Source organism: Loigolactobacillus jiayinensis (genome assembly GCF_003946445.1).
Lineage (GTDB): Bacteria > Bacillota > Bacilli > Lactobacillales > Lactobacillaceae > Loigolactobacillus > Loigolactobacillus jiayinensis.
The window spans coordinates 70,034-96,476 of the sequence record NZ_RHOF01000004.1 but is presented as its reverse complement, the minus strand read 5'-3'; the positions used below and the strand labels follow the sequence as shown (position 1 = coordinate 96,476).

The following is a 26,443-nucleotide window of genomic DNA, read 5'->3' as shown; positions in this document are numbered from 1 at the left end:
TCCAAAATCATTCATTACTGTGAAGTAGCGCCATGTTTCTTGCGGCACGGTTTTTGCCACAAGAATGGACATCGTCCGAAACATCGAAGATTTTGGCCCAAAATCATTCATTACTGTGAAGTAGCGCCATGTTTCTTGCGGCACGATTTTTGCCACAAGAATGGACATCGTCCGAAACATCGGAGATTTTGATCCAAAATCATTCATTACTGTGAAGTAGAGGTGACTATTTTGAAAAAGGTAGATCGGCAAGCAAAAATTGAAGAAATCATTAAGCAGCACACAATTGCCACGCAAGAGGCTTTATTAGCTGCGCTAGAAGCGGAAGGTATTCCGGCGACTCAGGCAACAATTTCCCGCGATATCCGTGAAATGCAAGTAGTCAAGGAACGCGATGCAGACGGTACGCTACGCTATACGATTTATCATAATGGTGAAAAAACGGAGGCTGAGCGGTTGGACGAATCGATCGCTGAAGTCGTCGCGGCGGTTAAGCGAGTGGAATTTGTCAATGTTATTCATACAGCCCCCGGCAATGGTAACTCGTTAGCGGCGATTCTTGATGACCTCGCATTTCCGCAAGTGACAGGAACGTTAGCTGGTCACGATACGATTTTGATCATTAGCCCAGATCGTGCCAGTGCGGAATACATTAATGACTACTTTACGCAACGAATGATTGTGGAATAGAATATAAAATTAGCAAAGCTGCTCACTGAGGTAGCTTTATTTTTTTGGTCAAAAAAGCGACCAACTAATAACGGTGGTCGCTTAAGGCAATGACGATAGCTTAGTCAACGTCAAAGAAGCTGGCGGGTACTGGTGCAGTCACTTCAACTGGCGTAAAACTAAATGGCAGCAGTAGCCGCATTTTGGCTGAATGTAAAAATAGACGTGGATAAGCGGCGGCCTGCGGATCATATAAAACATCGCCAACTAAGGGATGACCAAGGTAGCTAAAATGGACGCGGATTTGGTGAGTGCGGCCTGTTTCCAACTGAATGGCCAGTAACGATTTATCGGCAGTTTCTTGTAAAACGCGATAATGGGTAGTGGCAGCTAGTGCGTTAGGCCCATCGACTTGGCGCTTACGCTTATCCAGCGGGTCACGGCCAATTGGTAGACTGATCGTACCACTAGCTGGTAAATGACCATGCACCCAAGCACGGTATTGACGCGTGATGCGCTTGCTACTGATCAAGCGATTCAAAATTGGCAGCACCACTGGATTTTTGGCAACCACGATGGCACCGCTAGTATCGCGATCAAGTCGATGCACGACGTACGCTGGTGTGCCTAAATAAGCAGTGACGTGGTTCATTAGGCTATCGTGTTCGTCGGGCCGATTGGGGTGTGTTTTGACGCCGATTGGTTTATTGACGATCAATAAATCGTCATTTTCATATAGAACATGGACTTGGCGTGCATCACCGCCGACATAATGAGGCAGTGGGGTGCTAAAATCACTACTGCAAAAAGTTAGCGCCACGTCATCGCCGGTGGCCACCGCGGTATGCACGGATTGATATTGACCGTTGATCGTCACCGCGCGCTGGATTCGTAACTGGTGATAGATGGTTTTAGGCACCAGTAAATCGACCCGTAAATATTGTTTTAGTAAATGTCCTGCTTGCGCCGCGTTGACGGTACAGTGATATTGCCATGTTTGCATGAGTTTTTCCCTCTTTAAGTGCTAACTACGATTTTTCAGACTGCTTCTATTCTACCTAAAAAAGTCACGGCTGCCAAATTAGTTTTTTACTAGTGCTGATTCAAAAAGCGCAATTATTTTTCCGTCTAAAGACCGAGGTGCTGATACACATCTTCACCTAAACTTAAATCAGGCTTAATTTTTCGTGGGCATAAATATGCTACAATAAAATGGCGATTCAGTACATTAGTTAAACCACTGGACGTCTTTTCAGCCACTTTTTAAGTAAATGAGGAACAATATGCAAAACTTTTTAGCAACATTACGCCGTATTTTTAGCGCAATTGGCCACTTCTTAGCGCCATTTTTTCATTTCATTGCGCCTTATTGGCACGGCTTCTGGCACGCAGTTCGCCATTTCTGGCGCCGCTTTTTGATGACGCGTTGGCTGATTTTAGTGCTGCTGCTCATTTTTCTTGGGTTCAGCAGTTATTTAACTTTTTTGGCCAAGACCTCTGACGTTGAACATTTAAAAGCCAACTTACAGACGACAACGACGATCTATGATTACAAGAATCAAAAGGCGGGCTCGTTATACGCTCAAAAAGGAACCTACGTCAGCTATAATAAAATTTCCACGCAAATTCAAAACGCGGTGACCTCCACTGAAGATCGTACCTTCTGGACTAATCCTGGCTTCAGTATCAAGGGTTACGCCCGCGCGGCTGTTAGTTACGTGATCCATCACGGTCAGATCAGTGGCGGTGGTAGCACGCTGACGCAGCAATTGGCGAAAAATGCCTTGTTGACCCAGCAACAAACCCTGATGCGTAAGGCCGAAGAGCTGTTTTTATCCATTGAGATCAATAAAGTTTATAGTAAACAAGATATCATTACGATGTACCTGAATAACGCTTATTTCGGGAATGGCGTGTGGGGAGTGCAGGATGCGGCGGAGAAGTATTTTGGTAAAAGTGCCGCCGATATTGATACCGCAGAAGCAGCTAGCATGGCCGCCATGTTGCGTAGTCCTAGCTTTTACAACCCAATTGACCATCCCAAATATAATCTTTCGCGGCGTAATTTGATTCTCGGTTTAATGGTCGATAACGGTAAATTGACGACTAGCCAAGCCGCTACTGCTAAGCAAGAAGCGCTGAATTTACAGGATAATTATAATTCGACCAACGGCTATCGCTACCCGTACTATTTTGACGCGGTAATCAACGAAGCCATCAGCAAATACGGCTTGACCGAAGAAGAAATCATGAACAAAGGCTATAAAATCTATACGGCACTCAACCAAACTTATCAGCAAAAAATGGACGATTCTTTCGCTGACAGCACAATCTTTCCGGCCAATGCTAGCGATGGTACTAAGGTTGAAGGCGCCTCAGTGGCCATGGATCCACAAACAGGTGGTGTGGCGGCCGTGGTCGGTGGTCGTAATAGTGAACCCGTTTTCCGCGGTTATAACCGGGCGACACAGATCAAACGGCAGCCGGGCTCGACGATGAAGCCATTAGCGGTATACACGCCAGCACTGGAAAATGGGTACCACTATGATTCTGAGTTAACCGATAAAAAATTATCTTACGGTTCAAATCACTATACGCCAACTGATTACGGTAATAATTATGCCGGCAAAGTACCCATGTATAATGCCCTTGCGCAAAGCTTAAATGCCCCAGCAGTTTGGTTATTAGATCAAATTGGTGTGCAAAAGGGCGTTGAATCCGTAAAAAACTTTGGCATTACTTTACCAAAAAGTGATCAAAACTTGGCCATGGCGCTAGGCGGCTTGAACATTGGGGTTTCACCTTATCAAATGGCTGGTGCGTACGCGACTTTTGCCAATCAAGGCAAGCGTCCTAGCAGTCATTTTATTACTAAAATTGTGGACGCCAGCGGTAACGTGATCGTCGATAATACGGAAACCAGTGCTAAACGAGTGATGACAGCTACAACTGCCAAAGAGATGAATAGCATGATGCTAGGCGTCTTTGACTACGGCACTGGGACCTCAGCTAAACCAACCGGCTATGATGTGGCAGGTAAAACTGGCAGTACCGAAGTTCCCGATAGTTATGGCTTCGGTACCAAGGATCAGTGGGTCGTCGGTTACACGCCGGATATTGTGGTGGCCACTTGGATTGGTTTCGACAGCACTGATAGCAGTCATTTTCTAGCTGGGATCAGTGAAGAAGGCGTGGCGAAAGTTTGGCAGTCAGAAATGAACAATATTTTACCGGAAACTGCGGGCACAAAGTTCAGCACGAAGGACGCTAAAACGCGGGCTAGTGCAGAACAAACGACTAATTCGTCAGACGTGTGGAGTCAGGTTAAGGATGGCGCCACGAAGGCCAAAGAGAATCTAAATTCGGCGACCACTAAAGCCAAGAGTTGGTTCGATTCAGTCAAAGGTTTGTTTGGCAATTAAACGCACAGACGTTCGTTTCTGGCTAGGAAAACGGTTCAGAACATGCTATACTATTTGAAGTAATGTTACGAGTGTTTGGAAAAGCAGCTTACTTGGCTAATGCTCAGAAGCTGAACGCTTTTGCCAACACTCTGCATAATCTAAAATTAACGGAGGCCCAACATGGCAGTCAAGGTGTACGATACAGCAAACAAATTAGAAGGCGAATTACGACAGATCGATGAATTTGTTGCTTTGCAAGCAGCATACGATGCAATGAAACAAAACAAAACCGCCTACGACATGTTCAAGCAATTCCAAAAAGTTAATATTGATTTACAACAAAAACAAATGCAAGGTCAAGAATTGGCTGATGCCGATATTGACAAAGCACATGATTTAGCAGGCAAAGTCGGCGAATTCAAAGAAGTTCAAGCGTTAATGGAAAAAGAAAAAGCCATGAGCCAAATTATGGATGACTTAAACCAAATCATTACTAAGCCAGTCCAAGAATTGTACGCTAATTAATCAGTGCCTTAAAAAGTAATCTGATTGTGCCAATTCAAGGTTAAAAGAATAAGATTGGCGCAATTTAGGTCGGTCGCGCGGGACGAATAGTCGGGCAGTATGCTGACTAAGCGCTCGCCGGCCGATTTTTTTATAAGTGGTGTCGGTTGAGAAAACTCGGTAGTTTAATGCCGCGCTGAATCAACGACTTGGACGCCACAATTTTTTGAATTTTCATAGAAATACGAAAGGAAGCGCGGCAATGAAATTTATTCATGCAGCGGATCTTCATTTAGATACACCGTTTCTCGGCTTGCGCACAGCGCCGGCAGAATTATGGCAACAGATCTATGACGCTACTTTTACCGCGTTTGCTAAAATTGTCGACGCTGCGTTGGCTGAGCAGGTTGATTTTGTCTGTTTAGTGGGCGATTTATACGATCGTGCAGAGCGCAGTATTCAGGCACAACTTTTCCTGCAAAAGCAGCTGCAGCGCTTGGCTGATGCAGCGATTCCGGTGTATTTAAGTTATGGTAATCATGATTATGTGGCCGATACAACAGCGGAGCTACCTTTACCGGAAAATACACATATTTTCCCCAGTACTGGCGCCACCTTTACCTTAACGACTAAGGCTGGCCAGTCGGTGGCTTTAAGTGGCTTTAGCTATAGTCAGCGGTGGGTGGAAACGGATATGACGCCACAATTCCCCGTGAAAGCCAATACTGACTTTCATATCGGCTTACTACACGGCAGTCAAAGTGGTGTTGCCAGTGCCCATGCGGTTTACGCGCCGTTTAGCCTCACGGAATTGAACCAAAAACACTATGATTATTGGGCGTTGGGCCATATTCACCAACAGCAAATCTTGCAGGCACAGCCACCAATTGTTTACGCTGGTAATCCACAAGGGCGTAATCCAAACGAAGCTGGCGCGCGTGGTTATTATTTAGTCAGCCAAAAGGGCACGCAGTTGCAGCCCACGTTTCACGCAGTAGCGCCAATTCAGTGGCAGACCTGCACCGTTTCCGTTGCTGGGGCGGTGCGTTTGACGACGATTATTAATGCCATCGAACAAGCCGTGGCCAAATTAAAGCAGCCAGAAGCATTATTGTTACAAGTGGTATTGACCAATGCTGAGCAGCTAAGCCCAGCGTTATTAAAGCGCATCGAAACTGACGAATTATTGAGCTATTTACAAAAGCAGCCGTTAAAACAGCCTTGGCGCTGGCTCTATGCCTTGAAGCCACAAATTGCCAGTGAGCTGAATTTTAATCAGCTAGATCAAACCTACTGGCAGGCGAGTGCGCAAAAAGTTTTCTCGGCGGCGAACATTGCGCAGGTTGCGCAGCCGCTGAATCAAGCTGATTTTTTGGCAGCAGAATTGCGGCAGCCTGATTTACCTGCTAGTTTACAGGCGCAAGTATTAAGCCTGTTACAGGAAAATAAAGCGACAGTAGGTGATGACGATGCGGATTGAAGCAGTTGATATCTTCGGTTTTGGTAAGTGGTATGATCAACATTTTGACTTTGATCCACAACTGCAAGTGTTTCAAGGTGCGAATGAAGCTGGTAAATCAACGTTAAGTGCCTTTATTGACGGTGTCTTATTTGGCTTTGCCACCAAAAAGAAACCCTATGCGCAGTATCTCCCTAAAAGTGGTCACAGCTATGGCGGCCAGATCACGGTGGTGCAGCACGGCCAGCGCTATGTGGTGAAACGCGTAGCCGGCCGTGCGGGGGGCGAGGTCACAGTGACTGATGCTGCAGGGCAGCAACATGACGCCGCCTTTTTACAGCAATTATTGGCGCCAATCGATGGCCCACTTTTTCGGCAAATTTTTCGGTTCAATCAGCAAGATCTGCTGGCAATTTTTCAACTCCAGCAAGCTGATTTAAGTCGCCATTTATTGACTGTTGGGGCTGCCGGTAGTCAAGAATGGCTTGGTTTAGCTCAGAAATATCGGCGCGAAGCAGCACGCTTGTACAAGCCACGGGGGCGCGTTTGGCCATTAAATCAAGCATTGAGTAAATTAGATGAGCTTAACGCTAAATTAGCCAGTGCCCAAGCCACGTTACCTGCTTATTTGACCCAGCAGCAACAAGTTGACCGGCAAAAAGCGGCGGTGCAAACGTTAGGCCAACAAATTAGTGCCAGCCGTGCTAAGGTGAGTGCCTTAACGCAGCTACAAGCAGCGTGGCCTAATTATCAGGCTTGGCAAACGGTGCGCCAGCAAATCGCCCAACAACCTGCGGCATTATCACCGCAAGTGTATCAGGACTATCAAGCTTTGCAGCAAAAACGTGCTAGTAGTCATGCGGAACTGCAGCAATTGGCGGCTAAATTAAATGCGGTCACTGATCAGCAGCAGTTGGCGCCGGCGTTTTTATTTTACCAGCAGCATCAGGCGGAATTTGACGCGCAATTGGCGCAGGTGGCCGACGTTCAAACTGCGGTGCAAGTCAGTGCACAACTGCAACAACAGCAGCAGGATCTACAAGAAGAAAGCCAGCAGTTACAGGTGCAATTGGGGACTAAGCAAGCGGTGCAGCCGTTAAGTGAGTTGGATTTCACCCAAGCACGAAATAATCAGCAACAACGGCAAAAATTACAGCAACAAATTCAGCAACGACAACAAGCACTGCAGCAACAGACAACACAAAATCAGGTGCTAGAACAACAAGTCGCGCATCTGGAAGGGCAGTTACAGCAGCCGCAAAGGCGCAGTCAACGCTCAAAACAGCAACCGACTTATTTAGTTTGGGGCATTGTTGCGGTCATTGGTTTGTTTTTACCTGGTTGGTTGAAATTAGTGACTGTAGTTGGTTTAGCGCTAGGTGGCTGGCAATTTCAGCGGCAACAACAAGCGCCAGCAACAACTGATCCAGTGCAACAACAATGGCAGCAAGCATTGGCTGAATTGGATCAGCACCAAGCCCAACTAGCGGCATTAACCCAGCAGCAAACAACGGCGCAAGGTAATTTAACGGCGTATACGGCGGCCTGGGAGTCATTAAAAGCGCGCTATGGGTACGCTGATTTAAGTGACGATGTCATTTTGAATCATCAACACGACCTGCAACGGCTACTGGCCTGTCAGCAGCAAAACCAAGAATTAGCGCAACGGCAAAGTGACGCCACTTATCAAATTCAGCAGTGGTTAGCTGGCTTTAATTTTGCCCATGATTGGTTGCCACTGGCTGCAGCTGAACCAGCAGCGGCGATTGCGCAGGCGACTAATTTTGTGACGGCGCAACAGCAGCAATTGGCTGATTTACGTGATGGCGATCAAAATTATGCCTATTATCAACAACAGACGACGCGGGTGCAACAAGCCATTGCGGGCATTGATCAGCAGTTACATCAGCTGTTAGCCCAACATGATTTAGTCAGTGAGCATGAATTAAAACAGCGGCAACAAGCCGATCAGAGTCAGCAGCAGTTAGCTGAACGCGAACAAGTATTAGCAACGCAAATTAGTGCTGATCTACCAAATTTGCAGCATTACGCTGATTTGAATGTATTGACCACGGAATTGCAAACGCGCCAAACTGAACTGCAGCAACAACAAAGTCAGTTGGACACAGCGCAACGGCAATTAACCACTGGCCAAACGCAATTGACGCAACTAGCTAGCGATGGCAGCTATCGGGTGTTACGCCAACAAGTCGCGCAGCAAGAAGCGGAAATTAGTACTCTAACGCAGCGCTGGTTAAGCTATCAATTAGCGGCGCAGTGGATCGAACAAACTTTGAGTCAAGCGTCGCAGCAACGTTTGCCGGCAATGTTAACGCTAGCGGAAAAATATTTTGCCATTTTAACGCAACAGCGGTATGTTAGAATAAAATTAACAACCACTCAAATTACCGTAGTGCGTCAAGATAAGCAACAATTTGCCGTTGGTGAATTATCGCAAGGGACTGCGGAACAGTTATACGTGGCGTTGCGGTTAGCTTTTGCTCAAACAATTAGCGACGTGCAGCGGCTGCCATTAGTGATCGACGATAGTTTTGTTAATTTTGACGCAGCACGCCAGCAACAAGTCCTAACACTGCTAGCCGAATTAAGTCGTACGAATCAGGTGATCTATTTCACGGCGCAAACGGTGTCGCCACAAGTCGGACAAGTGACGGTGCTGACAGCGCAGTGACGCAGCACACTTAGCAGGCATTTTATGGCCCACGGCTAACCGCTAATGTTCGGCAGTAAAAATCATTTTACTGATGTCACATACTTTCTAAATGAAAAGGAGGCCATCTTGTGGCCGATAAACAGTTGTACGATTATCAAAATAATGAAGAAGTTGCTTTATTTGTGTTGATCAAAGGCGCGGAGGTTCGTGTGGCCAAAAACGGCAAGAAGTTTATTGCCTTCACCTTTCAAGACACTTCAGGCTCGATTACCGGCAAGTTTTGGGATGCCAGCGACGCCGATATTGAGTTGTTTCAAGCCGGCGAAGTTATTTTCTTAAGCGGCAAGCGTGAGCTGTACCAAGGTAAGCCGCAAATTAAAATTTATAAGTTGCGCGTGGCGACGCCGGATGAAAATGAGCATGTAGCTGATTATTTGCCTAAGGCGCCACTTAGCACCAGCGCTTTGCGTGAGGAATTAAATCAAGCTATTTTTGAGATCACCAATGCAAATTGGAATCGGGTGGTGCGCTGGATCATGGCGCGGCATCAGGAAGAGTTTTTGGAATACCCAGCCGCTAAAACCAATCATCATGCGTTTAAAGGTGGCTTGGCTTTCCATACGATCACGATGCTACACTTGGCTAAGGCCGTCGCGGATGAATATCCAGAAATCAAGCGGTCATTATTGTATGCCGGCGTCATTTTACATGATATTGGTAAAACCGTTGAGCTTACTGGTCCAGTGGCGACACAGTACACGGTGGCAGGAAATTTACTCGGTCATATTGTCATTGTGGACGAAGAAATTGTGCGTGCTTGTGTGGCGTTGAAAATCGACGCCGCTAGCGAAGATATGCTGCTATTACGGCATGTGATTCTAGCGCACCACGGCTTACGTGAATATGGTTCGCCAGTGGAACCAGAAGTGGTTGAGGCGGAGGTGCTGCATCAAATTGATAATTTGGATGCCTCGATGCAAATGATGACTACCACATTACGCCATACCGAGCCAGGCAGTTTTTCTGAACGGATTTTCGGGATGAATAACCGTAATTTTTATCAACCAAACGAAGAATAAAATGACAGTGACGTAGTCGGTCACTGTTTTTTCAATACTTAGAATAGGGTCGTGGCGGATTAATGCTTGAACATAGAATCAATTTGGCGTTGGAATGGGTGATGTTTGCTGTAATGGCGTTGGTTTTTGGTGGCGCACTGCTGTCGCCTAATTTAAACCCACAGTTATTAGCTATCAGCGTGTTAGTAGTTCTCCTTGTTGGCGGGGCTTACTGGTGGTTACGCCAGCGGCCGCACCTAAAAGCCAAGCTGAGCTGGCCTCAGGGTTGGCGCTTTTTACGGTCTAAATGGTGTTTAGCAGTGGTGGCTATCGTTTATCAAATTACGTTGGTGTACGGTTTGGCCAGCGATACTGGCTTTGATACGGGTATTGTACGTTGGGCAGCAAGCACTAAATCAATTGTTGACGGCAGTTATCTATCGAACTATTTTTCGAATAACCCTAATAATTTAGGCTTGATGTTTGCTGAACGCGGTGTCTATCATTTAACGCAATTTTTTGGCTTAACCAATTTTTTAATTGTTCTAGTCATAATCAATCTGATATTGGTTGATTTAGCAATTATTCTGATTGGTTTAACGTTACGGCATTACTTGCAGCGGCGGGTAGTTTGGCTATTATTGCCCGCAATTTTCCTGTTAACGCCGTGGATTTTATTGGTCTATAGTGATACAGTGATTCTGCCTTTTGTTGCGGGGAGTATTTTTTTACTGGATCGTTTGCTCACACAAAGTCGGACACAACAACCCTTACGCAATTCACTAGGTTTAGCGCTTTTATTTGGGGTTGTCTTTTGGGGCGCCTATATTTTAAAACCGAGCGCGTTGATTTTGGGGATCGCAGTTGCGTTAGAGTTGGCGCTAGTTGCTATTTTCAACTATCGGCGGCTTGATTTTAAGCGCTTGGCTATTTTGTTAGCCGCCGGGTTAGTCAGCTTTGGCTTATGTCAAATGGTGAGTCAACACGCTTTGCAGCAACAAACGTTTGTACCGCTGCACGATAATTTAACTGAATTACCGAGTCACTACATCATGATGGGGATGAACAAGGGGACCACTGGCTCCTATTCGCAAAGTGATTTTTTGTATAGCACTAAATTCACGACAAAAAAAGCGCAACAAAGCGCTAATATCAAAGTCATCAAACAACGATTGCATAAGTTTGGCTTTGGCGGCTATCTAAAATTTTTAGTCGTTAAAAATTATGCTAATACCAGTGATGGGACGCTGGGCTGGCTATTTGAAGGCGAGTTCTTCTCTAAACCTAATTTAAAGCAGCATGCTTTTTTGCGCAGTTTTTATTATCCATTTGGTACGCGTTTACGTTATTATCATACTTTTGCGCAATTGATCTGGATCATATTGTTGGCTGGTGTGCTGTTAAGCTTTTGGGATCAGGCCTTTTTTGCCCGCAGTTTACGCTTAGCCTTTTTTGGCTTATTGCTATTTTTACTGCTATTTGAAGGCGGCCGATCACGGTACATGATTCAATTTATGCCAGTGATTTATAGTTTAAGTGTAATCGGCTGGTTTCAATTACCACCAATGATAGCGGCGTATAAAAATAAGCGTACGGCATAATTTTACGATTCTTTCTGAAGTATGGCTGCCTTATTAACTCGTAGGCAGATTTAGTTTGGTTCCATTCCACCTTGGCAGCGTTCGAGCATTATTTTGTGAATTAGGTTAAATATTTAGATAGCTAAATTAGGATTACCTGACAACTGTTTGTAATTCGTAGTTTTAAAGTAGATTATATGCGCATAAAAACACCAGTAAAACAGTCAGAAAACTGTTTTACTGGTGTTTTGTATTCTGACTACCACTAACTCTGCCACTTAAATAATCAATAGTTGAACGCTCAACCGTTGCCTGCTGAAATGGAGTCGCCAGTGGACCAGATGTGTCGATAGTTCTTAATGGTGGGTTGTACCATTTAGAACTATGCGTGGCTGGCGAGATCCATTTTTCCGTCTGCTTTTGCTTTTTATTCAGGAAAAATTAGCTCGCCAACACGCCACTCGTTCCGTCCACTGGCGACGGAATGGAAGCTAACTTACTCAGCTTGTAGACAAAGTTCAGAAAGAACCAATTTTACTTATGTCGTACGCTTTTTTAAGCCCAGCCAAGTGCACGCACGATGGCCATAGCCACAATGCCAACCACCACGATGGCCAGCAAACTTTTGGTGACGATAGCCGTGACTAACGCCGGTAAAGTAGCGAGGGCGTTGCCAACGTTTAAGCTCGGTAGATGGCCAGGGTGGGCGTTGAACAAGTTCTCTACGACTAAGGCCGTCATAATTGCCACCGGCACGAAGGAGAGAAATTCCACCAACCAGCGAGGCAGTTCAAATTGCTTGACCAAGACAAAAGGAATGACCCGGGAAAGCCAGGTGACAGCGCCGCAACCAATAATTGTCCAAAAAACATAGCCAGTTAACGCCATTTTGCCACCACCATTCCAAAAATACAGCCCAAAATTGTGCCCCCGAGTAAAGCAAAATTAGCGGACAAGAAAATCAGGAGCACATAAACTGCGACAGCCACGAAGGCGACCACTAATAATTGCAAACTTAATTTTTTGCTACGGTCACTGACCATTTGTAAATAAAGCAGACCCAGAAACATGGCCACTAAGGCGAAATCTAAGCCGAATGCTTTAGGGTCAGTGATCAGATTACCGATCAGCGCACCAGCTACGGTGGCGGCTGCCCAAACTAAATAAGCGACCACGTTGGCGGTATTAAACCACACTGGCGTTAATTTTCGGTCAGTGTCATTGAGTTTGTTCATCCCTAAGGCAAAAGTTTCGTCTGTCAGTAGCGAGCCGATCCCCACGTTGGTCGCTAATGAATATTTTTTGAAATATTGCGCCATCGAGGTACTCATCAAAATCATCCGTGAGTTGACCAAAAAAGCTGAAAAGATAATGGCGGAAATTGGGCTGCCTGCCAGCAACATGCTGGTAATAATAAATTGTGCTGAACCTGCATAAACCACCAAGGACATCAGTAACACGGTCCACAGCGACAAATTACTGGTACGGCTGACCACGCCAAACGCCAACCCCACGCCGATATAGCCGAAAGTGGTGGGGACAACGTCATGCAAGCCACTACGAAAAGTTAATTCTGGACCCATTTTTTCACTCCTCAACAATAAATAGTTAAGTTCTAGTTTAAACTAAATTAGAAAATGATTAAAGAACTAATTGTAATTAGGTTAAGGGTAAACAAAAAGCGCGACGAACAATGACTGTTCGTCGCACTTTTTAAAGTATTAATTTGATGCACTTGAGCTAGCCGCACTTGAAGATGCGCTAGATTCACTTGAGCTTGATGCTGCGGAACTTGATTCAGATGAGCTAGACTCACTTGAGCTAGATTCACTAGAACTTGATTCAGAAGATTCGCTGCTCGAAGAAGCGGCTGAGCTACTTGAGCTTGCTTTGGTTAACTTAGTGTAACCAGATAAAACGTCTTTCAAATCGTCATCCTTGATCTGAACATTACCCTTCTTCAAGACCTTAACGATCACATTGTGTAAGACAGTGCTGTCTTGCATATCAGCAGTGTAGATTTGTGCTTTCAATGTTGCTTCGTGTGACTTCATCGTGCCTTTACCAGGGTTCTTAATCATACGGATAACATGGTAACCGTATTGTGTCTTGACTGGTGTTGCAGTGTAATCGTCTGTCTTAAGTTTGAAGGCAGCCTTCTTGAAGGTTGAATCCAAGCTCGTGTCAGTCGAATCGAATGCTGGCAACTTACCGGCGTCAGACTTAGTGCTAGTATCAGTTGAATACTTCTTAGCTAATTTCTTGAAATTAGCAGCGGAGTTATCCTTCTTCAACTCAGCAATGATCGTTTCAGCAGTGGACTTTTTAGCAACCAAAATATGTTGAACAGTGACTTTTGGTTCGTAAGATTTCCATTGTTTCTTCAACTGCGCATCGGTAACTTTGACGTTATCTTTAACAGCTTGTTCTAATAATAAGTTAGAACGTAGATTTTGCTTGAAGCTTGAAGCAGTCATATCGTTTTGCGATAAGACAGAACTGAATGATGAACCGTATTGGCTCTTATAAGAATTGTATTGTTTAGTGACTTTGGCTTTGGAAACCTTGTCACCATATTCCTTCTCCAATACTTTATTCAAAATTAATTGCTGTAAAACTTGTTTACCACTGGATGATGTCTTCATTTCATTATAATAATCATCCTGGGTAACGTTACCACCAGAAGTTGTTGCAACAGTTTTGTTACCGCAGCCCGCTAGAGTGACGGCTAGTAAAACGCCCACAATGGACAATAGCCATTTTTTCCGCATGCATAGCACATCCTTATAAAATATTTTTCTGAAACTCACAAGCCTTAATATACCATAATCATCGCCAAAATTGAAACATCGCTTGATTTCTTCATGAAAACTTCAACAAATCACAGGCAAGGCATAACTGCAACTTATAAACATGACTAAAAAATAATGGGCAGTAGCGATTTAAGCGTGGTTAAAAAAGAGTGCAAAAAAAGCTCAACGCAAAATTAATTACTTAAAATTAATTTTGTTATGGGCTTTTTTGCACTAACAATAGCGCTAATTAAACTAGCTTGATATAAATGACTAGTTAATCGGTTGGTTGCTCGGGCATAGCGGCGCCAATATCTTTTTGCAGCTGTTCGCTGGCGTCCTTAGCGCGTTTGATCCGTGAGTCGCTTTGAAAATTGAAATCGTCAAACAGTTGTTGTAATTCTTGTACCGTTTGGGCGGCATTACCACTGCCTTCTTTGGCCAGCACTTGAGCAGCCTGGCGTAGGCGCGCTAAGCTGTCGTTAACCGCTAAAGCGCCTTCGGTTACGTCGTCCACGTAATGCTTGATCTGTGCTTGGGTTTCGCGGCCACTACGTTTAGCGGTAAAAAGCGCGTAGACGCCGCCGACCGCAGCACCAAGTAATAAACCAGTACTAAAATGTTTCATCTGCAAACCTCCTTGCATGATTAAGTTGAACGTGTATTAGTCAGTTTGTAATTGTGCGCTGATCTTTGCGGCAACGGCTTGGAGCTTTTCTGATGTGTAAGCAGCGCTATTGTCCGCGAAGGTCATCCCAAAGCCTTCAGTCGCTTGATAGCGGGGGATTAAATGGAAATGGGAGTGGAAAACAGATTGAGAAGCGACTTTCCCATTGTTATTGATAATATTCATGCCAATGATTGCGGGATCACTAGCCTTGATGGCACGGGCAATTTTAGGGATGCGGCTGAACACTTGCGCTGCCAGCTCAGCGTCGTAAGCAAAAATATCAGGGACGTGGGTTTTTGGAACGACTAGTGTGTGCCCCGGTGTTGCTTGGGTCAAATCAAGAAAGGCCTTAACCACGTCGTCTTCGTAAACGACCGTGCTGGGAATTTCGTTTTGAATAATTTTACAAAAAATGCAATCTGCATCATATGCCATAAGGAAGTGCCTTCTTTCGTTATTTACCTTCATGCTACCATAATAAGCGCTTAAATTGAACCAATATCATTAGCGGTATATGCTATAATTGTTGGTAAATTAATTGCGGCGTTGTTATACAAAAAGGTCCGCAAGTAAAACGAAGGAGCCATGTTATTTTATGAGCTTAGAAGTTGAACATTTAACTGGGGGCTACTCACACGTTCCCGTTTTGAAAGATTTGAACTTTACAATTCCTGAACAAACGGTGGTTGGTTTGATTGGCTTAAACGGTGCTGGTAAATCAACGACGATCAAGCACATTATTGGAATTTTAACGCCGCAAAAGGGCACGATCAAATTAAATGGGGTCACCTTAAGTGGCGAACCAGAAACGTACCGCAAGTCATTGGCCTTTGTGCCGGAAACGCCAGTCTTATATCCAGCGCTAACCTTGCGTGAACACATTGAACTGACGATTATGGCCTATGATTTGGATACGAAAAAAGCTTGGCAGCAAGCTGGTGATTTGTTAACGCGCTTTCGGTTAGACAAGCGGCTCGATTGGTTCCCCGCCAACTTTTCCAAAGGGATGCAACAAAAGGTGATGATTGTCTGTGCATTTATTGTGCCAGCAGCGCTCTATATTATTGACGAACCGTTTACCGGATTGGATCCGTTGGCCATTCGTGATCTGTTGCAAGTGATCGAGCAGCAGAAAGCCCGTGGTGCTGCCGTGTTGATGTCGACGCACGTGTTAGCCACCGCACAGCAGTACGCTGATTCTTTTATTTTACTAAGTGATGGTGAGATTCGGGCGCAAGGGACGTTAACTGAGTTGAAGCAGCAGTTCGGTATGGGGGCTGGTAACTTGGATGATATCTACTTCAAGATGATCGATGAGGTAGCGCAATGAAACAGTTATGGCAACAGCGGGTACAGCAGCATCATAAGGAGATGCTGAAGTATTCGCGCTACGTTTTTAATGAATTTTTTATGATCGCCATTTTTATTTTTATCGGGGCGCTGGCTTACAGTTATTCCAATGTGCTGGATACGTTAACTGGGCAGTTGTGGTGGGCTAAGCCGCTGATTTTGGTGATTTTATTGGTTTTGCTGAGTTTTGGTCATTGGGCAACGTTGCTGCAGGACGCGGATACGCTCTTTTTGTTACCAAAAGAGCCACAGTTAATGTCGTATTTGTTGGCGGCGCGGCGCTATAGTTTATGGCTGCCAGCCGCGGCGTTTGCGCTTGGCCTAGGGGCGTTGTTGCCGTTTCAGGCGGTGGCAACTAACTTAGTGCCCATTGATGGTTTGGCTATTTTTGTGGTCATGGTGGCACTTAAGGATAGCCAATTTTGGTTACAGCTGTTGGCGAGTTATCAGCGTTTTCAGCGGTGGCAGGTGCCTTTTTACCTGATTGCGGCCAGCGTACTGGCGCTGAGTTTATGGTTAACACCGTTAGCTGGCGTGCTGGCAATGGTCATTATTGAAATTGGCCTACGCTGGGCGATTCCGCGCTGGTTAGCCACCGCGATTTTCCAATGGCGTGCTGCTGTGAAAAATGAAAATTCGCGAATGCTGCAGTTGTACCGGCTGATCAACTTATTTACCGATGTGCCGCAATTAAGCGGTAAGGTTCACCGGCGGGCGTATTTGGACCCACTGTTGCGGTTATTTAAAGGTAGTCAGCAGCGGACGTTCGGCTATTTGTATTTACGTGAATTTTTCCGGGGAACTGAATATCTTGGCCTATATTTGCGGTTATTAGTGCTAGGTGCGGTGATTATTTGGTTTATTCCGTTATGGTGGGTGGCGGCAATTGCTGGTGCCATTTTCCTCTATTTAGTTGGATTTCAGCTGTTACCGTTTTACCAAGTTTTTAACGAAAATTTATTAGCGCATTTGTACCCAGTACCACAGGTCAGTAGAATACGGTCATTTCAGCATTTAGTGCAAGGTTTATTATTGGTGCAAGCCCTAATTTTTGCGTTGGTAATGTTGGTTAATCACAGTCTAGTGCAGTGGTTATTGTTTACGCTTGTTGAATTGGCGGCTGTTTTCCTCTTGACCTTAGTTTATTTTCCCCGGCGTTTACAACCGGAAAAATAAGGACATCGGCGCTTGACGTTAGTTTTGCCGACCAGTAAAATAGTGAGTGGAATGATTGAACACTTCAGTCATTTTTTAACGGCAAGGTGTTTAAAAAGTCGTTTTTTTAATCTAGTGAGCTTGATTCATTATTGGTTACTGTAGTTCATAGCGGACGGCGTTTTAAACAGGCGCTTAAAAGGGGGTGTGGCGATGGATTTTGATTTAGATGCAGGCTGGCAAATTCAACCAGCTGGTGGTAGTACCGGAGCCGCCTTCATTGGCACCCGCGCTCAGGAGAAAGTTTTTCTGAAGCGTAATACGTCACCGTTTTTGGCCGCCTTATCGATGGAAGGCATTTCGCCACGGTTGATTTGGACCAAACGGATTTCTAGTGGTGATGTGTTAACGGCGCAAGAGTGGCTCAACGGGCGGACGTTAACTCGGCAAGAAATGAGTGACACTGCGGTGGCTAAATTGCTGGCGCGGGTGCACCACTCGAAACTCTTAAAAAAGATGTTACAGCGGGTTGGCGGTTTAACCGTCACCTCGGATCACTTTTTACAACAATATTATTTAAATTTATCCTCGGATCTGCGTTTACATCCGCTATTGAAGCAGGTGTTGACTTATTTGATTCAGAACAAGCCAGTATTTGATCCAGAACAACTGGAAGTCTGCCATGGGGATTTAAATCATAAAAATTGGCTATTATCTGAACAGAAACGCTTATACATTGTCGATTGGGATGATGCTATGTTTGCTGACGCGGCCTTCGATTTAAGCACGGTTTTGTGCCAATATGTGCCGCGAGCGCAATGGTCACGCTGGTTATGCGATTATGGCATGACCAGTGATAATGACATCATTCAGCGAATCGAGTGGTATGGCTTTTTAAATCTATTATTGATCGTTAAGCGTTTCTTCAATGAACAGCGTTATCATGAAATGAATCAGGCACTACTCCAACTGCGTGAGTTATTTGATGCGCGAACAGGACAATAATGGTATAGATGGGGCCGGGGCGGTAATGTGGTTACGTTCCAGCCTTTTTCTGTGACGTGCTACCGGCTGGCTTTTTAGGTGGTTAAGCACCAACTAGTAAAAAGCGACTGCACCGTGGGTTGATCAACGGGCAGTCGCGCGATTGAAAAATTTAAGCTAAACGTGGCCTAAACGGCAGGTGGTACGCAGAACGTCGGCTGCCGTTTAGGCCACGTACTAAAGAAAATGAGGTCAAGTATGCGTTTAAGAAACAAACCGCGGGCGGCAGGCGAAATTGCCGCTAATCCCCAATATATGACAACGACACCAATGGATTTTAAGGGCCAGTGGCAACGTAAATTTGCCCAGAAGCAGCCGCTTAGTATTGAGGTTGGTTCCGGCAAAGGGCGCTTCATCGTTGAAATGGCCAAAGCTTATCCTGAACGCAACTTTATTGGCATCGAGATCCAGCCGTCAGTGGCCATCATGATTTTAGAAAAGCAATTGGTTGAACAATTGCCTAACTTGTATTTGATTCAGGCTGATGGCGGCGACTTAACTGACTTCTTTGCGGCAGGCGAAGTCGCGCAAGTCTATTTGAACTTTTCGGATCCTTGGCCCAAAACACGCCACGCTAAACGACGGCTGACACATCGCTTATTTTTAGCTATGTACCAGACAATTTTGCAGCCAGCGGGGCAATTACAATTTAAAACTGATAATCGGGGGTTATTCGAATTTTCGTTAATCAGCTTTAACCAGTTTGGGATGCAATTTAATGAGCTATCGTTAGACTTGCATGCTGACGACGCCCCCGATAATATTGAGACAGAGTATGAACAACGGTTTAGTCAAATGGGTCACCCGATCTATTTGATTCAAGCACAGTTTAAAGCGTCAACCAGTGACCAGCCAGCAACTGACCGTTAGTGGCGATCACAAAGCGGTATTCGTGATCGGCTTGGCGGATACCGCCGCGATAGGCCCAGTGCTGCTGGTAGCGTTGCGGCTGAAAATCGATCCAAGAGCCGCTGATCGGTGCTTGCTGACTAAGTTGGTGTTTGACCTTTTTTAACAGTTTGTCAGGTTGTGCACCGCGGTAACGACGCCAAAGTAGTCGGCTGATGACGCTGCTGGTAAAGAGCAAGGCACCTCCGGCAACTAATTTTGTGGTTGTTTGATTGGACATAAATGAACCTCCGTTGATTTTTGGGATTTAGTCAAATTATAGGCTGGAGATGGAAGCGGTGCAACAATATCAAACCATTTTAGTTGGGCTGGACGGTAGCCAACCGGCAGCTGCAGCCTTAACTAAGGCAATCACGCTTGCTAAACGTGAGCGGGCAGGGTTACATTTAGTGCATGTGATCGAGTATTCACCGCAAGTTGGGGGAACGGCTGCCTTAGTTGCTCAGGCGCACGCCAAAGAGCAGGCCACCTTTACCCAAGTTTTAGCAACGGCGCAGCAACAAGCATTGACCGCTGGGGTTGAAAAAGTGACCACCGCAATGCTGACTGGCAGTGCGCGGACGCTTTTAGCCACCCAGACGGCGACTTTGATCATTGTCGGCCAATCGGGGCAAACCGCCATCGACCGTTTTATGCTAGGGTCGTTTGCTGAAACCATCGTCCGTGAAGCAACCGGCGATGTGTTAGTGGTGCGCAATCAAGCCACCCATAAAATAAATAACTAGTGACAGTGAACCGTGAGAGGAAGAGCAATGTTAATTTCAAGTTTGAATTCGGCAGCTTTTGCTGATACGTTAATTTTAATCACCGCCGCAGATACGGCTAATAATCAGGCTACCAAGCAACAAGGCGATGTGGTGCGCATTTATGATGAAACAACGGACCAAACGTTAGGCTATAATATTTTTCATATTAGCCAATATTTACCTGGTTTAACCGGTAACGGCCAAGTTTTCTTGAGTGGCGCGCAAGTGAGTCAGTTGAATCAATTATTGACGACTAATGGTTTTGCTGCTGATTTAGCTGCGGATCTAAGTCCTAAATTTGTCATTGGTTACGTTAAAACGTTGACGCCACATCCTGATTCTGATCATTTGAGTGTCACTGAAGTTGACGTGGATCATGGCCAAACGTTGCAGATCGTCTGCGGCGCACCCAACGTTGCTCAAGGTCAAAAAGTGGTTGTCGCCAAAGTTGGCGCGATGATGCCGAACGGGCAGATTATCTGGCCTGGTGCCTTACGTGGTGTGACCAGTGACGGCATGATCAGTGCTGCTCGTGAGTTAGCTTTACCCAATGCACCTAAAAAACATGGCATTTTAGTGATGCCTGCAGACATCCCAGCGGGAACGCCATTTGATTTTGACCAAGCAGCCAAAGTGGTTGCGGCACAAAATGCGGCAGAATAACGTGACTGACTTAATGACGTGCGTACAATTAGGCACGTCGCTACATAGAAGAAAGGGGTAGTTGTGTGGAACATTATGATGGACCTGTTTTTTTACGGCGCCAGCAAAAAGCTAGCTCAGTTAAGGTACCCCAGCGGCAACAAACGGCGCGGGTAGCTGCAGCACCAAGGCCAGTAGTGGCACCAAAACGCCGTGCAGCACAAGCGCATCCAGTCCAGCGACCAACAGTTGACACGCATCGTTTTACACCGAAGTATATTCCACAGCCGCAACAGCCACGCCAATCTAGTGATGAGGAGCTGCGTTTAGCACAGCGTGTGCAAGCGCTAGCGAAAACAACGGATAGTTACTTACTATTTAGCACAGCGGCGCCGGTTGAAACAGTGGCGGCACCTGAAGTTGCGGCGGCGCCAACCTTTTTGCTTGCTACCGAACCAGAAAGTACGCTGGCAGTAACTGCAACCGCAGCTAGTAGCGATGCGGCAGCGGTGACTAATCCTAGCCAGTCAGTGGCAGTAGGGGAGCGCACCAGCACTGAAGCTAGCGCTGAAGTAGAAGCTAGTACTGAGGCTGAAGCCAGTAGTGCTGTAGCAGAAGCTAGTACTGAGATTGAGGCTAGCACTGTAGATGAAGCTAATACTGAAGTGGAAGCTAGCACTGCAGACGAAGCTAATACTGTAGACGAAGCTAGTACTGAAGTAGAAGCTAGTACTGAAGTAGAAGCTAGTACTGAAGTAGAAGCTAGTACTGTAGACGAAGTTAGTGCTGAAGTGGAAGCTAGTACTGCAGACGAAGTTAGTGCTGTAGCAGAAGCTAGCACTGAGGTTGAACCTAGTACTGAAGCAGCATCTAGTGCTACTCCTGAAGGCACTACGGCAACTAATTTCGCTGAAGTAGATACAGAAGCGGTTAATTTAGTGTCCCCTGAATCTGCTGCCGTAGCCGAAATAGATAGTGAAGCAGCAAGCACGACGACTGCCGCCACCAGCGAAACACCAAGTTGGCGCCATGTGGTCGCTGCTGTAGTTGCTAATACGCCACCTAGTGCGCCAATCAAGCCAGCGTCACCGGCAGCGGCTCAAACTGCTTCAGCGGCGCCGGCACCGACGATGCATCAAGCCGCCAATACCGTTGGCGACAGTCATGATGCAAAGCCGCAATTGACGATCAAGGAACAAGCACCGCTGGACGATCAGCATTATCAGTTGCCGCCATTTTCCCTTTTGCCGGAGCCGGTGAAGGACAGTAGCAGTGAAATGAAGGCGTGGGTCGAGCAACAGCGTGTGGCGTTAAATGAGACGTTAAAAGCGTTTAACGTGCAGGCGACGGTTAGCCGTTGGAGCATTGGTCCTGCGGTTACCCAATTTGAAATCAGCTTATCGCGTGGCGTTAAAGTCAGCAAAATCACCAATCTAAGTGACGATTTGAAGTTAGCATTAGCGGCCAAAGATATTCGAATCGAAGCGCCAATTCCCGGTAAATCGACCGTTGGGATTGAAATTCCTAATTTGAAATCACGGCCGGTGATGTTGTCTGAAGTGGTGGAATCTGCTAAGTTCCAAGAAAGCAAATCACCTTTGACCGTGGCGTTAGGCGTCGATTTGTTTGGTCAACCGATGATCACCAATGTAGGTAAAATGCCGCATGGCTTGATCGCCGGGGCAACAGGCTCTGGTAAAAGTGTCTTCATCAACAGTTTGTTGTTGTCGATCTTGTTTAAAGCCAAGCCCAGTGAGGTCAAACTGTTACTGATCGATCCTAAAGCTGTCGAATTAGCACCTTATAATGGCTTGCCGCATTTGTTATCGCCAGTGATTTCAGATCCTAAAGCGGCGGCGGCAGCGTTGAAGTGGGCCGTCGATGAAATGGAAAATCGTTATACGAAATTGGCGGCAGCTGGTGTCCGTAATTTGGAGCAATTTAATGCGAAAGCGGACGCGCGCAAGGAATACGGCTTGAAAATACCATATATTGTTATCATCATTGATGAATTAGCTGATTTGATGATGGTTGCTTCCAGTGAAGTGCAGGATTATATTGTCCGCATCACCCAAAAGGCGCGGGCAGCTGGCATTCATTTGCTAGTGGCAACGCAGCGGCCTAGTGTTGATGTCGTCACGGGGACAATCAAAAATAACATTCCGACGCGTATCGCCTTTATGGTTTCCAGTCAAATTGATTCACGAACGATTATTGATCAAGGCGGCGCTGAGCGGCTATTAGGTCGCGGTGACATGCTGTATTTAGGCAATGGCCAAAGTCAGCCAATTCGGATTCAAGGGACGTATGCGGAAAGTGAAATCGACCCAATTGTTGATTTCGTGAAGCAACAATTACCACCGCATTATTTATTTGAACCTGATAGCTTGCTGGAAAAAGTTGAGGCCACCGAGAATCAAGATGAGCTGTTTCCAGAAGCACTAGCCTATATTGCTGATGAAGCGCAAGTTTCAACCTCAAAATTGCAGCGGGTGTTCTCTATCGGTTATAACCGTGCGGCTAATTTGATCGATACGCTGGAGCAACGCAAGTTAATTTCACCAGCTAGTGGATCGAAGCCGCGGGATGTTTATTTTACACCGGAAGATTTAATTAAATATCAAGAGAGTAAGCAAGCAAATTAAAGTTGATCATGATGAAAAAGGGGATTTTTGTAGTGGATAACAAGACGATTTATCATTTTGTCGGAATTAAAGGTTCAGGCATGAGTGCTTTGGCCATGATTTTGCATGACCAAGGCTATCAAGTTCAAGGTTCAGATATCGAGCAATATACATTTACGCAACGTGATCTGGAAAAGGCTGGCGTTAAAATGATGCCGTTCGCTGCGGAAAATATTCATGCCGGCTTGACCATCGTCGCCGGAAATTCCTTTGAAGATACGCATCCTGAAATTCAAGCAGCCAAAGCGCTCGGCTTGCGCATTCTCCATTATCCTGAATTGTTAGGCGAATTATTGGCGGGCCATACTAGTATTGGTGTTGCTGGCGCTCATGGTAAAACCAGCACCACTGGGTTATTAGCCCATGTGCTTGGTGGCATTGCGCCAACTAGCTTTTTAGTTGGTGATGGTACTGGTAAGGGGATCAAAAACTCGCAATTCTTCGTGTTTGAAGCTGATGAATACCGGCGTCATTTTCTTGCGCAGGCACCAGATTATATGATCATGACCAATATCGACTTTGACCATCCAGATTACTATCATGGTATTGATGACGTTTTTGACGCTTTTCAAACTGAAGCTAACCAAGTTAAAAAGGGCATCTTCGCTTGGGGTGACGATCCAGAATTGCGCAAGTTAAATGCTAAGGTGCCGGTTTATTATTATGGCACCAGCGAACGCGATGATTTCCAAGCGCGGCATATTCTGCGGACAGTTAAGGGCTCTGAATTTGACGTTTATTATCATGACGAAAATCTTGGCCATTACGTGATCCATTTATTCGGCGAACATAACGTTTTGAACAGCTTGGCGGTCATCGCTGTCAGCCATATGGAAAATATTGCTCATGCAGAAGTTGCGGCAGAATTATTATCGTTCCAAGGCGTTAAACGGCGTTTTTCCGAACGTAAAATGGCGGATATGACCATTATTGACGATTACGCGCACCATCCATCTGAAATCAAAGCTACTTTGGATGCGGCCCGGCAGAAATATCCTGACAAAAAAATTATTGCCGTTTTCCAGCCGCATACGTTCTCACGGACAATTGCCTACATGGATGACTTTGCCACTAGCTTAAGCTTAGCTGACGTGGTTTATTTAACGGAAATTTTCAGTTCGGCGCGCGAACATGAGGGTAAAGTTTCTAGTGCTGATTTAGGGGCCAAAATTACTAAAGGCGGCACGGTGTTACATTTGAACAATATGTCACCATTATTGGAATACCACGATGACGTGGTGGTCTTCATGGGTGCCGGTGATGTACAAAAGTATGAAAAAGCTTATGAATCCTTGTTAAGTGATTCGAGTTTGAAGAATAACTAGCGCTAAAGTGTTCGCCTAACAAATTAGTGGCTGAATTCGCACAATTTGTTATAATGTTGATTAAGGGATGGTGAATAGTGGATGAGTGTAGCTTACCCAATTGGTAAAACAATGGCGACAATCAAGGAAGGCGACAGCTTAACGGTGACGCAAGCCATTGAAGAGCGTGATATCTTTTTGTACCTTGGGTTGACCAATGATAATAATCCGTTATTTACCCAAACCGATTACGCTGCGCAAACGGATTACCAGCAAACGGTGGTGCCGCAAATTTTATTAACGGGGATCATGACCAGCGCGATTTCCAAGCATTTGCCGGGGCCTGGTAGTAATATCGTCAATATTTCAGTTAACTTTATCCGGTCGGTGCAACATGGCGCAACGCTAACTTTTAGTTTTAACGTCATTCGGGTGGATCAAGCGCGAGAGTTGGTGACCATCGCGATCGCAGCGGAAAACGTTAAGCAGCAGCGGGTATTAGACGCTGTGATTTTAGTGGCACCACCTAAAGGTGCGGCCACTAAGTAAGTGTGAGGTCACTCAGAGAGGGAGTATACAATGCAAGAACAACCAAGAACTGTGATTGTTAATGAAGCCAGTCTCGGCCAATATTTGACCAAAGTTTATGGCTACATGAGCCTAGGCGTGGCCGTTTCTGCTTTAGTTTCATTTTTAGCACTAACGATTTATCGGGTGCAATTTGCGACTTTGATCGGGAATAATCCGCTAATGTTATATGCGCTGATTTTTCTTGAATTAGCCTTCGTAATGGGGACTAGCTTTAAGGCCAGCCGTGGCGGTGCATTGTCCTTTGTTCTATTCATGGCGTTTGCGGTGGTCAATGGCCTGACGCTGGCCTTGACCTTGTCCTATTACAGTGTTGCCAATATCACCACTGCATTTGTGGCGGCGACGGCAACCTTTGGCGCAATGGCGCTGTATGGTTCGCTGACCAAACGGAGCCTAGCCGGCATTGGCCAGATGGCGTTTGCCGCGTTGATTGGGTTATTGGTGGCCACGTTAGTTAACATCTTCTTGCGCAATCCAATGGTCGATTACATCTTTTCCTTTATCGGTGTGATCATTTTCATTGGTTTGACCGCTTGGGATAGCCAACGAATCAAATTAATGTATACGCAAAATGTTGGCCGAACCGACTTAAATGGGTTGGCGATCATGGGTGCCTTACAGTTGTACCTTGATTTCATTAACTTGTTCCTGTTCTTCTTACGGATTTTCGGTATCGGTGGCAGCAGTAACGATTAAAAATAATCAGAGCGTGTGTCATAAGTAAAATGCGCTTGTGAAGTATGGCTGTCCTATTAACTCGTAGGCAGGGTTAGTTAGGTTCCATTCCGGCGCTGGCGTATGGAACGCGTGCGACTTGAACTCGGCGGGTCTGTGCCGTAGTTCAATCGACAACGGGAAGTACGTTCTGTTTGGCAAATAAGTGCTAAATTCAATACTTGTCAGACAATGTTGGGAAGAACGAGCGACAGTGATAACGTCAGCGCCTCCATTTCACCTTAGCAGCGTTTGAGCATTATTTTGTGAATTAGGTTAAACATTTAGATAGCTCAATTAGGACTACCTGACAGCTGTTTGTGATTCGTAGTTTTAAAGTAGGTTGTATGCGCATAAAAACACCGATAAAACAGTTTTCTAACTGTTTTATCGGTGTTTTACGTTCTGATTCCACTAACTTTGCCACTTAAACAATCAATAGTTAAACGTTCAACAGTTGCCTGCTGGAATGGAGTCGCCAGTGGGCCAGATGT

General features: G+C 45.6%; 23 protein-coding genes and 1 pseudogene. 17 read left to right on the top strand and 7 right to left on the bottom strand.

The window, feature by feature from the left end; translation table 11 throughout:
• Positions 1 to 231 precede the first annotated feature (231 nt).
• Entirely contained in the window at positions 232 to 690 is a 459-nt protein-coding gene (argR, locus tag EKM80_RS02435) for an arginine repressor (RefSeq protein WP_125551533.1), read from the top strand.
• 100 nt (positions 691 to 790) lie between these two features.
• Here argR and EKM80_RS02430 read toward each other — a convergent pair whose 3' ends face one another.
• Positions 791 to 1,672 carry an RluA family pseudouridine synthase gene (locus EKM80_RS02430; protein ID WP_125551532.1) on the bottom strand — a complete coding sequence of 294 codons (882 nt, stop codon included), beginning with the start codon at positions 1,670 to 1,672 and terminating at the stop codon, positions 791 to 793.
• 280 nt (positions 1,673 to 1,952) lie between these two features.
• Here EKM80_RS02430 and EKM80_RS02425 point away from each other — a divergent pair, with 280 nt between their 5' ends.
• The 6 genes from EKM80_RS02425 to EKM80_RS02400 all read left to right on the top strand — a co-directional run bounded on the left by EKM80_RS02425 (position 1,953) and on the right by EKM80_RS02400 (position 11,369).
• Positions 1,953 to 4,091 (top strand): PBP1A family penicillin-binding protein, encoded by a 2,139-nt coding sequence (locus EKM80_RS02425; protein WP_125551531.1) that lies wholly within the window; start codon positions 1,953 to 1,955, stop codon positions 4,089 to 4,091.
• A gap of 162 nt (positions 4,092 to 4,253) precedes the next feature.
• Positions 4,254 to 4,598 carry a YlbF family regulator gene (locus EKM80_RS02420; RefSeq protein ID WP_125551530.1) on the top strand — a complete coding sequence of 115 codons (345 nt, stop codon included), beginning with the start codon at positions 4,254 to 4,256 and terminating at the stop codon, positions 4,596 to 4,598.
• Between the two features lie 241 nt (positions 4,599 to 4,839).
• On the top strand, positions 4,840 to 6,057 hold the full coding sequence (locus tag EKM80_RS02415; protein ID WP_125551529.1) for a metallophosphoesterase family protein: 1,218 nt from the start codon (positions 4,840 to 4,842) through the stop codon (positions 6,055 to 6,057).
• Positions 6,047 to 8,728 carry an ATP-binding protein gene (locus EKM80_RS02410; RefSeq protein WP_125551528.1) on the top strand — a complete coding sequence of 894 codons (2,682 nt, stop codon included), beginning with the start codon at positions 6,047 to 6,049 and terminating at the stop codon, positions 8,726 to 8,728. The genes EKM80_RS02415 and EKM80_RS02410 overlap by 11 nt, the downstream gene beginning before the upstream one ends.
• 110 nt (positions 8,729 to 8,838) lie before the next feature.
• Positions 8,839 to 9,789: a 3'-5' exoribonuclease YhaM family protein gene (locus tag EKM80_RS02405; protein WP_125551527.1), complete on the top strand. Its 951-nt coding sequence runs from the start codon at positions 8,839 to 8,841 to the stop codon at positions 9,787 to 9,789.
• Between the two features lie 62 nt (positions 9,790 to 9,851).
• The gene (locus EKM80_RS02400; RefSeq protein ID WP_125551526.1) at positions 9,852 to 11,369 is read left to right on the top strand and encodes a glycosyltransferase family protein; all 1,518 of its coding nucleotides are present in this window, start codon (positions 9,852 to 9,854) and stop codon (positions 11,367 to 11,369) included.
• Between the two features lie 534 nt (positions 11,370 to 11,903).
• On the opposite strand, the gene EKM80_RS02395 is transcribed toward EKM80_RS02400, so the two are convergent.
• The 5 genes and pseudogenes from EKM80_RS02395 to EKM80_RS02375 all read right to left on the bottom strand — a co-directional run bounded on the left by EKM80_RS02395 (position 11,904) and on the right by EKM80_RS02375 (position 15,245).
• Complete coding sequence (locus tag EKM80_RS02395; RefSeq protein WP_125551525.1) at positions 11,904 to 12,236, bottom strand: AzlD domain-containing protein; 333 nt, start codon at positions 12,234 to 12,236, stop codon at positions 11,904 to 11,906.
• Positions 12,227 to 12,931, bottom strand: coding sequence for an AzlC family ABC transporter permease (locus EKM80_RS02390; protein WP_125551524.1), 705 nt, complete (start codon positions 12,929 to 12,931; stop codon positions 12,227 to 12,229). The genes EKM80_RS02395 and EKM80_RS02390 overlap by 10 nt, the downstream gene beginning before the upstream one ends.
• A 291-nt stretch (positions 12,932 to 13,222) precedes the next feature.
• A pseudogene (locus EKM80_RS02385) lies at positions 13,223 to 14,119 on the bottom strand (peptidylprolyl isomerase PrsA); the annotation flags it as partial.
• A gap of 298 nt (positions 14,120 to 14,417) precedes the next feature.
• The gene (locus tag EKM80_RS02380; RefSeq protein ID WP_125551522.1) at positions 14,418 to 14,768 is read right to left on the bottom strand and encodes a YtxH domain-containing protein; all 351 of its coding nucleotides are present in this window, start codon (positions 14,766 to 14,768) and stop codon (positions 14,418 to 14,420) included.
• A 36-nt stretch (positions 14,769 to 14,804) separates the two neighbouring features.
• Entirely contained in the window at positions 14,805 to 15,245 is a 441-nt protein-coding gene (locus EKM80_RS02375) for an HIT family protein (RefSeq protein WP_125551521.1), read from the bottom strand.
• A gap of 160 nt (positions 15,246 to 15,405) precedes the next feature.
• Here EKM80_RS02375 and EKM80_RS02370 point away from each other — a divergent pair, with 160 nt between their 5' ends.
• The 4 genes from EKM80_RS02370 to trmB all read left to right on the top strand — a co-directional run bounded on the left by EKM80_RS02370 (position 15,406) and on the right by trmB (position 19,229).
• Complete coding sequence (locus EKM80_RS02370) at positions 15,406 to 16,140, top strand: ABC transporter ATP-binding protein (protein WP_125551520.1); 735 nt, start codon at positions 15,406 to 15,408, stop codon at positions 16,138 to 16,140.
• Positions 16,137 to 17,336, top strand: coding sequence for an ABC transporter permease (locus EKM80_RS02365; RefSeq protein ID WP_125551519.1), 1,200 nt, complete (start codon positions 16,137 to 16,139; stop codon positions 17,334 to 17,336). The genes EKM80_RS02370 and EKM80_RS02365 overlap by 4 nt, the downstream gene beginning before the upstream one ends.
• 192 nt (positions 17,337 to 17,528) lie before the next feature.
• A complete protein-coding gene (locus tag EKM80_RS02360) occupies positions 17,529 to 18,320 on the top strand; it encodes a phosphotransferase family protein (RefSeq protein ID WP_125551518.1) in 792 nt (263 codons plus the stop codon).
• A gap of 237 nt (positions 18,321 to 18,557) precedes the next feature.
• Complete coding sequence (gene trmB / locus EKM80_RS02355; RefSeq protein WP_125551517.1) at positions 18,558 to 19,229, top strand: tRNA (guanosine(46)-N7)-methyltransferase TrmB; 672 nt, start codon at positions 18,558 to 18,560, stop codon at positions 19,227 to 19,229.
• On the opposite strand, the gene EKM80_RS02350 is transcribed toward trmB, so the two are convergent.
• Positions 19,189 to 19,488 (bottom strand): hypothetical protein, encoded by a 300-nt coding sequence (locus tag EKM80_RS02350; RefSeq protein ID WP_125551516.1) that lies wholly within the window; start codon positions 19,486 to 19,488, stop codon positions 19,189 to 19,191. The genes trmB and EKM80_RS02350 overlap by 41 nt on opposite strands.
• A gap of 58 nt (positions 19,489 to 19,546) precedes the next feature.
• Here EKM80_RS02350 and EKM80_RS02345 point away from each other — a divergent pair, with 58 nt between their 5' ends.
• The 6 genes from EKM80_RS02345 (at position 19,547) to EKM80_RS02320 (ending at position 25,931) form a co-directional block, all read left to right on the top strand.
• A complete protein-coding gene (locus EKM80_RS02345; protein ID WP_125551515.1) occupies positions 19,547 to 19,993 on the top strand; it encodes a universal stress protein in 447 nt (148 codons plus the stop codon).
• A gap of 27 nt (positions 19,994 to 20,020) precedes the next feature.
• Positions 20,021 to 20,677 (top strand): YtpR family tRNA-binding protein, encoded by a 657-nt coding sequence (gene ytpR / locus EKM80_RS02340; protein WP_125551514.1) that lies wholly within the window; start codon positions 20,021 to 20,023, stop codon positions 20,675 to 20,677.
• A 65-nt stretch (positions 20,678 to 20,742) separates the two neighbouring features.
• Positions 20,743 to 23,301 carry a DNA translocase FtsK gene (locus tag EKM80_RS02335; RefSeq protein WP_125551513.1) on the top strand — a complete coding sequence of 853 codons (2,559 nt, stop codon included), beginning with the start codon at positions 20,743 to 20,745 and terminating at the stop codon, positions 23,299 to 23,301.
• Between the two features lie 32 nt (positions 23,302 to 23,333).
• Positions 23,334 to 24,665 (top strand): UDP-N-acetylmuramate--L-alanine ligase, encoded by a 1,332-nt coding sequence (gene murC, locus EKM80_RS02330; protein WP_125551512.1) that lies wholly within the window; start codon positions 23,334 to 23,336, stop codon positions 24,663 to 24,665.
• Between the two features lie 81 nt (positions 24,666 to 24,746).
• The gene (locus tag EKM80_RS02325; protein WP_125551511.1) at positions 24,747 to 25,193 is read left to right on the top strand and encodes a MaoC/PaaZ C-terminal domain-containing protein; all 447 of its coding nucleotides are present in this window, start codon (positions 24,747 to 24,749) and stop codon (positions 25,191 to 25,193) included.
• A gap of 30 nt (positions 25,194 to 25,223) precedes the next feature.
• Positions 25,224 to 25,931 carry a Bax inhibitor-1/YccA family protein gene (locus EKM80_RS02320; RefSeq protein WP_125551510.1) on the top strand — a complete coding sequence of 236 codons (708 nt, stop codon included), beginning with the start codon at positions 25,224 to 25,226 and terminating at the stop codon, positions 25,929 to 25,931.
• The last annotated feature ends 512 nt before the right edge of the window (positions 25,932 to 26,443 follow it).